This window comes from Commensalibacter sp. A3DC (assembly GCF_047307945.1).
In the GTDB taxonomy this organism is placed as follows: Bacteria; Pseudomonadota; Alphaproteobacteria; order Acetobacterales; family Acetobacteraceae; genus Commensalibacter; species Commensalibacter melissae.
In genome coordinates, this window is record NZ_JAXOQA010000015.1 from 1 (window position 1) to 12,936 (window position 12,936).

The 12,936-nt window shown below is 40.0% G+C and carries 10 protein-coding genes; 1 reads left to right on the forward strand and 9 read right to left on the reverse strand.

Annotated elements, in window-relative coordinates:
- Positions 1-1,041, forward strand: a 1,041-nt coding sequence (locus tag U0839_RS03015) for a glycosyltransferase family 4 protein (protein ID WP_413550051.1), incomplete at its 5' end; no start/stop codon positions are given.
- Positions 1,042-1,055: 14 nt separating this feature from the next.
- On the opposite strand, the gene ligA is transcribed toward U0839_RS03015, so the two are convergent.
- The 9 genes from ligA to murB form a co-directional block, all read right to left on the reverse strand.
- A complete protein-coding gene (gene ligA / locus U0839_RS03020) occupies positions 1,056-3,161 on the reverse strand; it encodes an NAD-dependent DNA ligase LigA (RefSeq protein ID WP_413550052.1) in 2,106 nt (701 codons plus the stop codon).
- Positions 3,162-3,187: 26 nt separating this feature from the next.
- Positions 3,188-4,897, reverse strand: coding sequence for a DNA repair protein RecN (gene recN, locus U0839_RS03025; protein WP_155565839.1), 1,710 nt, complete (start codon positions 4,895-4,897; stop codon positions 3,188-3,190).
- Between the two features lie 33 nt (positions 4,898-4,930).
- Positions 4,931-5,812 carry an outer membrane protein assembly factor BamD gene (locus U0839_RS03030; RefSeq protein ID WP_370533607.1) on the reverse strand — a complete coding sequence of 294 codons (882 nt, stop codon included), beginning with the start codon at positions 5,810-5,812 and terminating at the stop codon, positions 4,931-4,933.
- Between the two features lie 136 nt (positions 5,813-5,948).
- Positions 5,949-6,980, reverse strand: a complete 1,032-nt coding sequence (lpxC, locus tag U0839_RS03035; protein WP_155565838.1) for a UDP-3-O-acyl-N-acetylglucosamine deacetylase — start codon at positions 6,978-6,980, stop codon at positions 5,949-5,951.
- 157 nt (positions 6,981-7,137) lie between these two features.
- Positions 7,138-8,652, reverse strand: coding sequence for a cell division protein FtsZ (ftsZ, locus tag U0839_RS03040; protein WP_155565837.1), 1,515 nt, complete (start codon positions 8,650-8,652; stop codon positions 7,138-7,140).
- Positions 8,653-8,728: 76 nt separating this feature from the next.
- Positions 8,729-10,099 (reverse strand): cell division protein FtsA, encoded by a 1,371-nt coding sequence (gene ftsA / locus U0839_RS03045; protein ID WP_196424164.1) that lies wholly within the window; start codon positions 10,097-10,099, stop codon positions 8,729-8,731.
- Positions 10,100-10,147: 48 nt separating this feature from the next.
- Positions 10,148-11,035 carry a cell division protein FtsQ/DivIB gene (locus U0839_RS03050; RefSeq protein WP_196424867.1) on the reverse strand — a complete coding sequence of 296 codons (888 nt, stop codon included), beginning with the start codon at positions 11,033-11,035 and terminating at the stop codon, positions 10,148-10,150.
- Complete coding sequence (locus U0839_RS03055; RefSeq protein ID WP_155565835.1) at positions 11,023-11,976, reverse strand: D-alanine--D-alanine ligase; 954 nt, start codon at positions 11,974-11,976, stop codon at positions 11,023-11,025. The genes U0839_RS03050 and U0839_RS03055 overlap by 13 nt, the downstream gene beginning before the upstream one ends.
- Entirely contained in the window at positions 11,966-12,925 is a 960-nt protein-coding gene (gene murB / locus U0839_RS03060) for a UDP-N-acetylmuramate dehydrogenase (RefSeq protein WP_413550055.1), read from the reverse strand. The genes U0839_RS03055 and murB overlap by 11 nt, the downstream gene beginning before the upstream one ends.
- Positions 12,926-12,936 lie beyond the last annotated feature (11 nt).

The following is a 12,936-nucleotide window of genomic DNA, read 5'->3' on the forward strand; positions in this document are numbered from 1 at the left end:
CTGATAAATTTATTCAAGAGACTGGGGCATTCCGTTGAATTGTTCGGCTGTATACCGAGAAATATGGAAACTGTTGATTTATTTAAAAAAAGTAATATTTCTTACCGTTTATTATCAGGAAATAATGAAAATAGATATAAATCCACTTTTCATTTCAACCAAATTGTAAAACGTTCCCCTCCCGATGTTATATGGACGTCATTGACACGTGCGACGGTGGACGGCCAATTGGTGGGGTTATGGAACCGGATTCCGGTTGTCAGTTGGAAACATAGTGCAAACAGCTATTCTTTGAGATTAATCAAAACAATTCTGATGCAGCGATTAAGTCGGCTTTGGATTGCTGACTCAACAGGAGTTGCCAATTTTTTGAAATCGAAAATGAAAGTTCCTGAAGATCGTATAAAAATCTGGTCTTTATTTAAAATTCCACACAATCTACCTATGGGTTCAGTATGGAATGGCAAAGGAATATTTCATATTGGTTCAGTTGGGCGTTTACATACCGTAAAAAATTTTCCCTTAATGATCAGGGCGATGGCTTACATCAACCATCATTATCCCGAGGTTGGAAAACGGATAAAATTATCCATTGCTGGATCGGGAAAGGAGGAACGGCATTTGAAAAACCTTATTCATTTATTAAAAGTGGATAATGTCGAATTGATCGGTTTTTCAGATGATGTCATGAATTTTTTATCAAAACTTCATTTATATTTGCAAACTTCTGTTTATGAAGGCTTATGTATTGCCGTTCATGAAGCTTTGGCAGTCGGTATTCCGGTTATTTCAACAAATGTTGGGGAGATGCGGAGTGCTTTCAGGAATAATCCAATAGGAACATTAATTGATAAAAATTCTCCAGAACTTTTAGCTAGACAAATTCTGGAATATTATCATAATCCAAGCAAAACACAGTATTATGCTGCTAATGCACGTCAATATATGCAACAGCATTACAGTGAGGAAAGTTTTGAAGCTTCCGGCAGGTTTATTTTAAATCATATTGAAGAGAATATTTTACCAAGATATTTGAAATAAATCTTGTTTGATTATTATGTTTTTTCAGATCCAATCAATTCATTCCATTCTTGTTCATCGAGACATTGCAAACCAAGTTCTTTTGCTTTTCGTGCTTTACTGCCACCATCTGTGCCCTCGATCACGAAATCGGTTTTTTGTGAAACGGAACTTGTTACTTTTGCCCCAAGCCGTTCAGCAATATTTTTAGCTTCGGAACGTGTCATGGAAGATAGGGTTCCTGTAAAAACAATTGTTTTACCAGCAAGTTTTCCCATTTGCTGATACTGCACATCCTGAATGGTCAGTTCCTTTTCAAGATCCTGCAGGGTTGTCAAATTATGCGTTTCGGTAAAGAACGCAACAATTTCATCCGCGATTGCAGGACCAATTCCCTCAATGGAACCCAATACCAATCTTTCTTCAGAGCCAGTTTGCCGGGCGGCCAGCATTTGTTCCTTCCAGTTGGTATATGATGTATAGTATCTGGCCAGAATTTTGGCTGTTGCAAGCCCTATCCTTCGAATTCCAAGGGAATAAATGAAATGGTCCAGTGAAATCCTTCTATGCTGGTCAATGGCGGTTAAAAGGTTTTTTAAAGAAAGCTCTCCCCAGCCTTCAAGTTTTAGTATAGTTTGTTGATGTTGATATAAACGAAAGATGTCCGCAGGTTGTTCGATTAAATCCATACGGAAAAAATCGAGAACGGTTTTTTCCCCCATACCTTCGATATTGAAAGCATCCTTAGAGCAAAAATGAATTAATCGTTCCTCAATCTGGGCTTTACAGGACAATCCACCTGTGCAACGACTTACAGCTTCGTTTTTTGGTTTTTCGGCAATAGCTCCACAAACAGGGCAATGTGTGGGGAATATAAAAGGCGCTGCACGATTTTGAGAATTGCAGGATATATCAACTCGCAAAATTTGGGGAATTACATCACCGGCACGTTGTATAATGACCTGGTCATGTTCCCTGATATCCTTACGGATTATTTCATCTTCATTATGAAGGGTGGCTCTTGTTACGATAACGCCACCAACATTTACGGGTTCAAGGAGGGCCACAGGCGTTAAAGCGCCCGTACGTCCAACCTGAATCTCGATTTTTTTTATGCGGGTTATTGCCTGTTCCGCCGGGAATTTCCATGCAGTTGCCCAGCGTGGGGATCGTCCGATAAATCCCAATCGGTTTTGTAAGGTGACAGAATTGATTTTATAAACCACTCCATCAATATCGTAGGGCAATCCGGAACGCTGATGGATAATGGACTGTTGAAATTCTTCCGCTTCCCGGGCATTTTTAACAACCTTGAATAAGGGATTAACGGTGAAGCCCCATTGCTGTAAGCGTTCTAACAAATGTTCATGTGTATCCGCGATTGATTTATCTGTATAACCCTGTGCATACACAAATAGGGAAAGGGGTCTTGAGCGTGTAATTTCAGGGTCAAGTTGTCTGAGAGAGCCGGCTGCGGCATTTCTTGGATTGGCAAAAAGACGTTTGTTATTTTTTTCCTGTTCTTCATTTAAATTGAAAAAATCTTGCTTGGAGATGTAAACCTCCCCCCGAATTTCAATTGTGTCTGGATAATTTTCTGGAAGTGTCAAGGGTAGGTTCCGCAATGTTTTGACATTTTCGGTAACATCCTCTCCCGTTGTTCCATCACCACGTGTGCTGGCTTGGATTAGTTTACCATGTTTATAGGTAAGGTTAATGGATAATCCATCAATTTTTGGTTCTGCAACAAAATGAAGATTATCAAGTTCATCTGGTTTGAGATCAAGATAACGCTGGATTCGTTTTATGAAATCTTCAAATTCTCTAATATCAAATACATTATCAAGGGAAAGCATGGGTATTAGATGTTTACATTTCTGTAATCCTCCCGTCGGTTTGATTCCAACCTTTTGGCTAATACTGTCTTTTTGTCTGAATTGTGGGAAAAGGAGTTCGATCTTGTTATATCTTTGGCGCAATTTATCGTAGGTAGCATCTTCCACCAAAGGTTCGTCTTGATTGTAATATGCGTGATCCAATGATTTTAATAAATTGGCAAGTTGTGACAATTCTTTTTGAGCCTGTTCGGAAGATAGTTCAGATATGGAAATCTGGTGAAAATCAGTTTGAAATTTTTGCATAATTTTGAGTACTTAATTTTTTTTTATTATTTATTTAGTAAGCTATCTGCGGCGGAACGGGCAGCGTCAGTAATCTGGTTCCCAGCAAGCATACGGGCGATTTCCTCTTTACGCTCGTTTGAATTCAGGCATTTTGTTGTGGTATAGGTTACGCCATTTTTAATTAATTTGCTAATTTGAAATTGCGTATCTCCACTGGCAGCAACTTGAGGGCTGTGTGTGACTGCAAATACCTGCATAGTTTGAGCGACATGATGTAATTTTTCACCGATTGCCGAAGCGGTCGCCCCGCCAACACCGGAATCAATTTCATCAAAAATCAGCGCTGATAAGGTAGACTTTTGGCTTAAAACAACTTTTAAAGCCAATAAAAGTCTGGATAGTTCCCCGCCGGAAGCGGACTTGTTCAAAGGGGCAGGAGGGACACCGGGATTGGCTGCAATCAAAAACTCAATTTGTTCCTTACCGTTTTGATTCCATGCGTCTCTGTTAAGTGGCTTCAAAGATACGAGGAATTTTGCGCGTTCCAGTTTTAAGGGTTTTAATTCGGCAGTAACAGCTTGTTCCAACTTTTTGGCAATTTTCTGTCTATGTTGTGATAGTGCTTCGGCGGCTTCCTCAAATTTTTGGCGGTGTTGATTAACTTCTATTTCGAGGGTCTTGATTTGTGTTGTTCCAATATCTAGTTGATTGAGTTTTATTTCAAATTCTTGAAGCAGATGGGACAATTCATCAATAGTCACGCCATATTTCCGGCTTGCGCCGCGTAGGGAGAATAATCGTTCCTCTATTTCATCAATTTGTTGAGGATCAATTTCAATCGTGTTTACAAGCTGTGAAAGTGTTGTTTCCGCTTCCGCTAAAGATTCTTCTGCTTGAGTGATCGCCTCCAATGCTGCTTGAATGGATTTATTAGATTCGGAAAATGAAGTGTTTTCAGAATTGGATAAGAGACGTTGAAGAGTTTTGCTTGCATTTAGCAAGACTTGGGAAGGCTGGTTATTTTTACGGTCCTGGGGAGCAAGCTGATTAAGAGCAGAAACCAGTAATTCCAGATGTCTTTCATTTTGTTGTAATGATCGTCTTTTATGAACAAGCTCTTGTTCCTCTTCAGCTTGTGGAGAAAGATTTTTTAATTCCTCAACTGATTCTCGTAACCATTTTTCTTCATGTAATGTTTTTTCAAGATTTTTTTTAAGAGCGGCAAGTTTTGCTGTTGTTTCAGTCCATTGATAATAGGTTTTGCGAGTTTCATTCAATAAGTTTAGTGGAGTGCCAAAATTATCGAGAAGAGAAAGATGATTTCGCATATCCATTAGACCAATTTGTGCGTGCTGTCCCTGTATTTCGATAAGTAGTTGACCAATTTCTCGTAAAAAATTAAGACTGATAAGCTGATCATTAACATAGGCGCGTGAACGTCCATCCTGTGAAATAGTACGACGAATGACCAATGGCTGATCGGTTATTTCTGGAATTTCATAACCTTGTAATTGTAATTGCTGATAGACAGGATGTGTTTTCTCGATTTCAAAACAAGCTGTGACCGAAGCCTGATTTGATCCAGCCCTGATCAAGGAAGAGCTTGCTCTTTCTCCTAATGTTAAGGCAAGGCTATCTAGTAAAATAGATTTGCCTGCCCCTGTTTCTCCAGTAAAAACCGTAAGTCCCTGATCGAAGGTTAAATCCAGCTTTTCAATTAAAACAACATTACGTATAGAGAGTTGTATTAACATTGGGGCTTCAGTATATAAAACAGGGATGTTTTATTAAAAAATAGAAGTGAGTGAATACCACATTCGTTTGAAGAAACCAGGTTTTTTACTGGTTGGTTTGGCTGTTTGTTCTGAAACAAGGTGATATTTTCTTAAATCATTATATGTATAGCGATACCAGTGACTGTTGGGATAGTTATATCCCAATACAGACGCTGTCTTACGGGCTTGATCTATAAGTCCCAATTTTAAGGAGACTTCAACGAGACGATGTAATGCTTCTGCTACATGATTGGTCGTTTGATAGTCTAAAATAACCCGTTGATAACGGGTAACAGCGGCCTCATAGTTTTTTTGCTGTTCATAAAAGCGTCCGATGAGCATTTCTTTACCGGCGAGATGGTCACGGCATAAGTCAATCTTGAGCTGTGCATCACGGGCATAGGAGGTCCCGGGGAAACGGCTTACTACATCATTCAAGGCACTAAGCGCTTCCATTGTGCCTTGCTGATCTCTTGTGACATCTGAAATGCGTTCGTAATAACATAAGGCGCGAAGATAAAAGGCATAGGGTGCATCAGGGCTATTTGGATGAAGCTGTAAATAGGTTTCCAATTGTTTTACCGCTTCTGGATACTTATTTTGCAGATAATAAGCATATCCTTCCATTAGTTGGGCATTAGGGGTATAGCCTGAATAAGGGAAATTCTCCTGTAATAACTCGAATTGTTTAGTGGCTAATTTGTATTTCCTAATCTTGATGCCATCTATACCGTTGTTGTACAGTTGTTCAGGAGTATTTTCCTGATATGTTGCTGCTGAATTATCATTCAACTTTTTTTGATCTTTATGACCGCCACCACATGCAACGAGACTCGTCGCAAGTAATAATGGGAAAAAATGTCGTATTGGATAAAAATAACGTTTTTGATTCACTGTATCCACAGTTTTAACGACTTTCTATTCTATAAAATGGCACAAAATAAAAATAATGTTTCTTTTATAACATGGAAGAAAGGAAGAGGAAGATTTTAATTTAGTAAAATTAAATTTTGTTTTGCAGGTGAGGTTTTTATGTTTCTTGTCTGAGAGGATATCTGTCTAGAGAAATGACCTGGGAATCATGGTAAATCCTGCCTGATAATTGATGGGAAAATTGAAAGCGCCATGCATCTGTTTGTTTCATCAAGGCGTGAAGTAACATATTGTTTAGTTTATGTCCTGATTTATATCCAATAAATTTTCCATACAGTCGGTGGCCTGCCAAAGATAAATCGCCTATGGCATCAAGCATTTTATGTTTGACAAATTCATTTGGACAGTATAATCCTTCCGGATTTAGAATTTTTCCGTCATCAACAACAATGGCATTTTGTAGGCTACCCCCTTTTGCCAAACCCATTTTATGAAGTGTATCTATTTCTTTTTTAAAGGTGAATGTTCTACAGAAGGCTATTTCTCTTTGAAAATTCTGGGGGGTTAGATCCATGTCAAAGGTTTGTTTTCCAATCAGAGAATTTGGAAAATCAATCGTTAATGACAATGATAGTTGATTTTCGGATGATGGATGAAATTCAGCAAAAGCGTCGTTATACTCTACCCGAACAGGTTTCATAATTTGTATGGCGGGTTTGTCTGCATAAAGAGATTGTCGGCCAGCCTTATGTAGAAGCGTGGTGAATTTTGCGGCAGATCCATCCAAAACAGGTATTTCAGGCCCATTGCATTCGATAAAAAGATTGTTAATTTGATAGCCTGCCAGCGCAGACATAATATGTTCAACCGTTCCTATTCTGATATTTGGGTTATTCGGAGAAGCAATAACCGTGCTAAGACTTGTATCAATAACGTTATTATAATGGGCTGGAATTGGTGTGTCATCAAGGTCTGTTCTAAAAAATACAATTCCTGTTCCTACTGGGGCTGGAATCAATTTTACATGAACTAACTTGCCTGTGTGCAATCCCATTCCTGAGAAATTAACAGGAGAGGCAAGGGTATATTGCAAGGATAAGTTTATATCATTTGTAAATTTGGAAGATAGCAATGAATTATATGCGATGTTTACCTTTTTTGAAGCGGGTAGAACTTGCGGACAATTCATAGCTTTCTCCTCTAAATAATTACCAAGATTTAATAACTCACATGAATTTCATTATAATTTTTAGTAAGGGAATACTAGTCAAAGATTATTGCATAGTGTTACGCATTTAATATTTTATTAGAGGCTTCAAAACTTTTGAAGCCTATAATAAATAATATTATCTTGATTTTCTACGAAGAAAAGCTGGTATATCCAGGCTTGCCTCTTCAGCTGAAGATTTACTTACCTGGTCATTTTTGTTGGAATTCTCACTATTGGAGACAGAGGGTTCATTCTTTTTTTGATGATAGGAAGGTGAACCATTATTGCTTCTTCCTCGTAAGGCACCGGTAACAATACCAAAAAGACTGCGTGAGGGAGCAGTGTTAGTTTCGGGTTCCTGATGACGTGAATCTGAAAATAAACCTGAACGTGGTGATGTTTTTGACACACGTTCTGGGACAGAATCAGGGGAGGGAGGGATTGGATCATCAGAAAAATTTGTTTGATTCTTTTCTTTCGATTGATCAAATGATGCTCTGGTCTCAGATGATACATTTAAAGAAGATTCATCCGATTTTTTTTCTGTATCAAACTGTGTCTGATTATTTTCAGAAGGTGTATCTGTTTGTGCGTTATCTGAATCTTTTGATTGTGCGGTATCGTTTGAAGATATCTGCTGCTCTTGTTGTACAGTTTGAGATTGCTTTTCATATTGCACCGGGCTGTCTATGCCGGTTGCTACCACTGATACACGAATTTTTCCTGTCAGGTTCTCATCAATGGCGGACCCAAAAATAATATTGGCATCTTCGGCAACTTCTTCACGAATACGGTTGGCTGCCTGATCGACTTCAAACAGGGTCAGATCGTCACCGCCCGTAATGTTAATCAACAATCCTTTTGCCCCAGCCATAGACGTATCTTCAAGCAATGGATTGGAAATGGCTTCCTCTGCTGCACGGATAGCCCGATTTTCACCTTCCACCTCTCCTGTTCCCATCATAGCCTTACCCATTTCAGCCATGACTGTTCTGATATCGGCAAAATCAAGATTGACAAGTCCAGGCGACATCATAAGATCTGTCACCCCTTTAACCCCCATATACAACACTTCATCCGCCATTTTGAAAGCATCTTTCCATGTTGTATTTTCAGTTGCTGTACGGAAGAGGTTTTGGTTTGGGATTACGATCAGAGTATCAACAAATTGTTGAAGTTCGGCAATGCCAGCTTCCGCCAATCGAGCCCTGCGAATTCCTTCAAAGGTAAAGGGTTTAGTGACAACTCCGACGGTCAGAATTCCACGTTCACGTGCCATTCTTGCAATGACTGGTGCGGCACCGGTTCCTGTTCCACCACCCATCCCGGCGGTGATAAAAACCATGTGAATATTGTCAAGATGCCGGGCTATTTCATCAGCGGCTTCCTCTGCAGCTGCGCGACCAATATCCGGTTTTGCACCAGCTCCCAGCCCTTGGGTTAGATGGGGACCTAATTGAATACGATTATCAGCATGACTGTTCATCAATTGTTGCGCATCGGTATTGGCAACAACAAATTCTACGCCTTTCAAATGCAATAAAATCATGTTATCCACAGCGTTGGTTCCCCCTCCACCAACACCAATAACAGTAATACGAGGGGTGAAATCTTCATAAGCGGGCTGTGGAATCGTTAAATTGAGTGTCATGAATGTCCTCGAACCGATATTTCGTAAACTATGTGTAAGGTTACAATGGAAAGTTACTATTATACAAAGAAAATATTTATATGTGTATCCTTATAAACTCAATTATTTTTTTAAGGAAACCATTGTTTTTTTTATTCGAGAAATCGAGATCCGCAAGGGTTCTTCCCTCGCCAGCCGCCCAGCAGAGTAAACCGGCAGCAGTAGAAAAGGCAGCCGAGGTTGTACTATCATTGGGTAATCCTATAATATTGTTGGGTTTTCCCAAGCGGATTTGACGGTTCAGGATACGGGCTGCTAAGGGACCGAGTCCTTCAAGTAAAGAACCTCCTCCCGTTAATACAACCCTGCCATTTGCTGCTTTGCCAATATTTGAATTATCCAGGCGGTCTCGAATCAATTCAAGTGTTTCTTCTATCCGTGGCCTGATAATAGAAATAACTCTTGATAGCGGAACTTTTGTCATGATTTCGTAATCATCGTCACCGATCATTTGAATGGGCAATTGCTGATATTCGTCGTTATAGGAATATTCAGCACTGCCATATTTAGTTTTAAGCCATTCCGCTGTATCAATTGAGGTTGAAAGAATACCTGCTATATCCCTGGTAATATGGGATCCACCAATCGGAATTTGTGAAGTGTAGAGAAGTTGATTGTCGCCGAAAATGCCAATAGAGGTTGTTCCGCCACCCATGTCCACAATAGTGGCGCCTAAATCCCTTTCGTCTGGTGCCATTACTGCCAGTCCAGCAGCTAGAGGGGTGGATATGATGCTTTCAATTTCCAATTCAGAACGCATTAAGACAGTTGCCAGATTTTTAAGGGATGTGGCGGAAGTGCTGATAATATGTAATGTTGTACTCAGTATTTCACATTGATGTCCTCTGGGATCTTCAACTCCAGCGGTCTCATCAACATTAAAACTTAGAGGCAAGGCATGAATAATTTCACGACCTTCAACTTGGGCTCTCAAAATTCCTTCGTTAACCAACCGGTATATGTCATGATTGGTGATTTCTCTTCCGCCAATTGGCCATTCGATATTGTAAAGCTGGCTGTCAGGTTTACCGCCAGAAAGATTTACATAAATTTTATTTAACCGACGCTCGGCTGCCTCTTCTGCCTGTCCAACGGCTGAACGGATTGCACGTTCAGCACTTTTAAGATTAATGATACCACCTTGTTTTACGCCATGAGAGCGTCTCCATCCATATCCCAGAACTTTTAGTTTTCCGTTGGATTTACCCTGTCCAATTAGACAGGTGATTTTTGTACTGCCAATATCCAATACACCGAAAACACCGGGTAAAAATTGTTTTTGCGCGGGTAAGTCGTCAGGGGGAAATATATTACTCTTTACTAATTGTCTGGATCGGGCAATAGCGATGGTCTGCTTTGCATGATTGGGGGAATTTCCTTGACTTGTTTTATAATTCAGTTGTTTCATGCACTTAACCATTTCCTCAAGAATTACATTATACCAGAAAAGATTTGATCAAGGTGTTTTTTCGTCATTGTCATTAGAGGGTTCCGGATTATCATTTTCAGGATTGGGTGGTGTCGGTTCTTTATCTTTTTGTATGATTAAGCGGTCGGGAAGACGCAAATCAATATGTTTCAGGGGACGATCCAGTAACTGGAACTGTTTTTCATATTGAATCAGTCGTTGAATGGCAGCAATTTCCTGATTTTCGGGAAGTAAAATGATTGTACCATTCTTCAAATTTAGGTTCCAGCGTCTATTCCCGATTCTTACGGCTGCCACCATACGATTTTTGATATCTGGATAAACGGATAAAATGTCGATCAAATCGGAAGCTGCTGTATTTGCACCAATACCGACAACCAAGGGAAGTTTTAAAAAAGCCTGTCCATCTTTTCCATTCATTCCCTGATCGTTGACAATGTTTCCTTTTTTATCAATAAGTTTGAATTTTCCTTGGTTTTGCCAAACGGCAAAGGGACTGCGTTCAATAATGTGGACAATTAAAGTATCCGGTAATTGACGTTTGATAACGGCATAATTGACAAAAGTTAGGCCATTTAGGCGTTTTTGCGCATCTTTGATGGAAAAATTAAGGATCGGATCACCAATGTTGATACCAAGGGCCTGTTTTATTTCATATTCAGTGGTCAGTTTACAGCCATCAATAATGATATGAGCCAGTTTCATCGGAACAAGTTTGGCTGTTTTTGTTCTGAAAAGTGAAAATTCCTGTTCCGATGCGAACTTATAAATGGCCCATCCACCCCCGATAAAAAGCCCAAGGATGATAAGAAGAAAGAAAAAGGGTCGAAGCATCCGTTTCAAACGGCGATAGGCTATTTTTTGTTTTGAGGGACGATCATCCTGATGATTCGGTCGCCTTTTCAAGTACGACATTTTGCTTTTTCCACAAGATGTGAACATAGTTCAGGATAGGTTATCCCACAAAAAGCGGCTTGTTCTGGCAGCAGAGAAGTTTTGGTCATGCCGGGTTGTGTATTTACTTCCAGAATATACAAATCACCAGGTTGGTCTTGTGTTTCATTGTGATTATCGTAACGAAAATCAGTACGGGAAACAGAATCACATCCTAGAATCTTATGAGCTTTTTGCGCATAGTCTAACGCTGTCTGAAAAGCTTGCGGATGTATAACCGCGGGGACAGTATGGGTTGATTGTCCAGCTTGATATTTTGCGTTATAATCGTAAAAAATATGTGTTCCAGATGATATATCGGTTACGGTAAGGGCTTTGTCATCAAGCACGCAGACTGTTAGTTCTTTTCCTGGAATAAATTGTTCAATCAGGGCCTCTTGACCAAAGATCCATTCCTTTATGATTTTTTCACGTTGTTTCTGTCGGATACTGGCATCGTTTGATTGGATGATATGAACACCTACAGATGATCCTTCTTGAATGGGTTTTACCACATATGGAACAGGAAAGGGATCCCCTGAATCCAACAGCGTGATAGGAACAGATTTACCTTTAGCTATCGGAAGACCGGCTTCATGAAGTAAAATACGGGTAATCTTTTTATTCATCGCGATTGCTGAGGAACATATATTTCCATGGGTATAGGGTATATTCAACCATTCCAAAACACCCTGAATGGCTCCATCTTCGCCAAAGTTTCCATGCAGAGCATTAAAAACAACATCGGGACGGTTTTTGGTCAGTGAATTGACAATTTCATTTAAATTATCGTTGGCGATTAAATCCGTTACTTCATAGCCTGCCGTATTCAATGCCTCGATTATGTTCTTACCACTGGCCAGACTGACTTCTCGTTCAGATGATAATCCTCCCCGCAGAACGGTTACTCGTTTAGCTGACATACTTATTTTCCCTTTGAGCATAAGGTATTCCGATACGTTTTATTTCCCATTCAAGTTCAATACCAAAATCGTTGAAAACCCGTTTTCTTAATTCCTCGCCTAAATTTTCAAGATCGCCAGCTGTCGCTTCCCCTGTATTGATTAAGAAATTACAATGTTTTTCACTGACTTTTGCCCCTCCCATGGTAAGCCCTCTGCCTTTAACCATATCGATAAGTTCCCAGGCCTTGTAAGAGGAAATATTCGGTGAGGGGTTGCGAAAAGTGGAACCACCTGTTCTTGAATGAATTGGCTGTGAATTTTCGCGTTGAGCTTTTATCTCGTCCATTGTTTTGTGTATGGTATCTTTGTTGCCGGGTTTACCCCGCAATCTTACACGAGTGACAATACCATCGGGTGGTAAAACAGAATGACGATAGCTTAATTTTAGGTCAGATGAGGAAAGACGGAATAATTCTCCGTTTCGAGTAAGTATTTCTGCCCAGTCCATAATTGTTGCAATATCGGAACCATGGGCTCCTGCATTCATTTTGATTGCCCCTCCAATACTACCGGGAATACCACTCAAGAATTCCATACCTGTTAAACCAAGCTGGGCGGCATATTCCGCGATTGTCATATCCAAACAAGCTGCACCTGCAACAAGTCCTTCATGGTCGGGAATAATTTTATGAAATCCCTTGCGCAATTGAAAACTTATTCCTTGAAGCCCACCGTCACGAATAAGAAGATTAGAGGTGGCCCCTATGGTAAAATAAGGCCACTCCAAGGGCATTGTTCTGAGAATATAGGCAAGATCTTCCGTGTCTGCGGGGTTGATAAGGATTTCGGCATTACCTCCTACACGAAACCAGCTTCTGTTTTTCAACGGGGCATTGTAGGTTACGCGTCCCCTCAGTTCGGGTAATAAATCGGAAATTGCTTCTTTGGTGAAAAGCCCCGTAGACATTAATTTTATCC

What these genes read in the sequence shown, in the direction of transcription:
- lpxC (WP_155565838.1), bottom strand. Translation starts at nt 6,980, where the DNA reads ATGAATTGTCCGCAAGTTCTACCCGCTTCAAAAAAGGTAAACATCGCA.
- recN (WP_155565839.1), bottom strand. Translation starts at nt 4,897, where the DNA reads ATGTTAATACAACTCTCTATACGTAATGTTGTTTTAATTGAAAAGCTG.
- U0839_RS03050 (WP_196424867.1), bottom strand. Translation starts at nt 11,035, where the DNA reads ATGTCGTACTTGAAAAGGCGACCGAATCATCAGGATGATCGTCCCTCA.
- murB (WP_413550055.1), bottom strand. Translation starts at nt 12,925, where the DNA reads ATGTCTACGGGGCTTTTCACCAAAGAAGCAATTTCCGATTTATTACCC.
- ftsZ (WP_155565837.1), bottom strand. Translation starts at nt 8,652, where the DNA reads ATGACACTCAATTTAACGATTCCACAGCCCGCTTATGAAGATTTCACC.
- ftsA (WP_196424164.1), bottom strand. Translation starts at nt 10,099, where the DNA reads ATGAAACAACTGAATTATAAAACAAGTCAAGGAAATTCCCCCAATCAT.
- U0839_RS03055 (WP_155565835.1), bottom strand. Translation starts at nt 11,976, where the DNA reads ATGTCAGCTAAACGAGTAACCGTTCTGCGGGGAGGATTATCATCTGAA.
- ligA (WP_413550052.1), bottom strand. Translation starts at nt 3,161, where the DNA reads ATGCAAAAATTTCAAACTGATTTTCACCAGATTTCCATATCTGAACTA.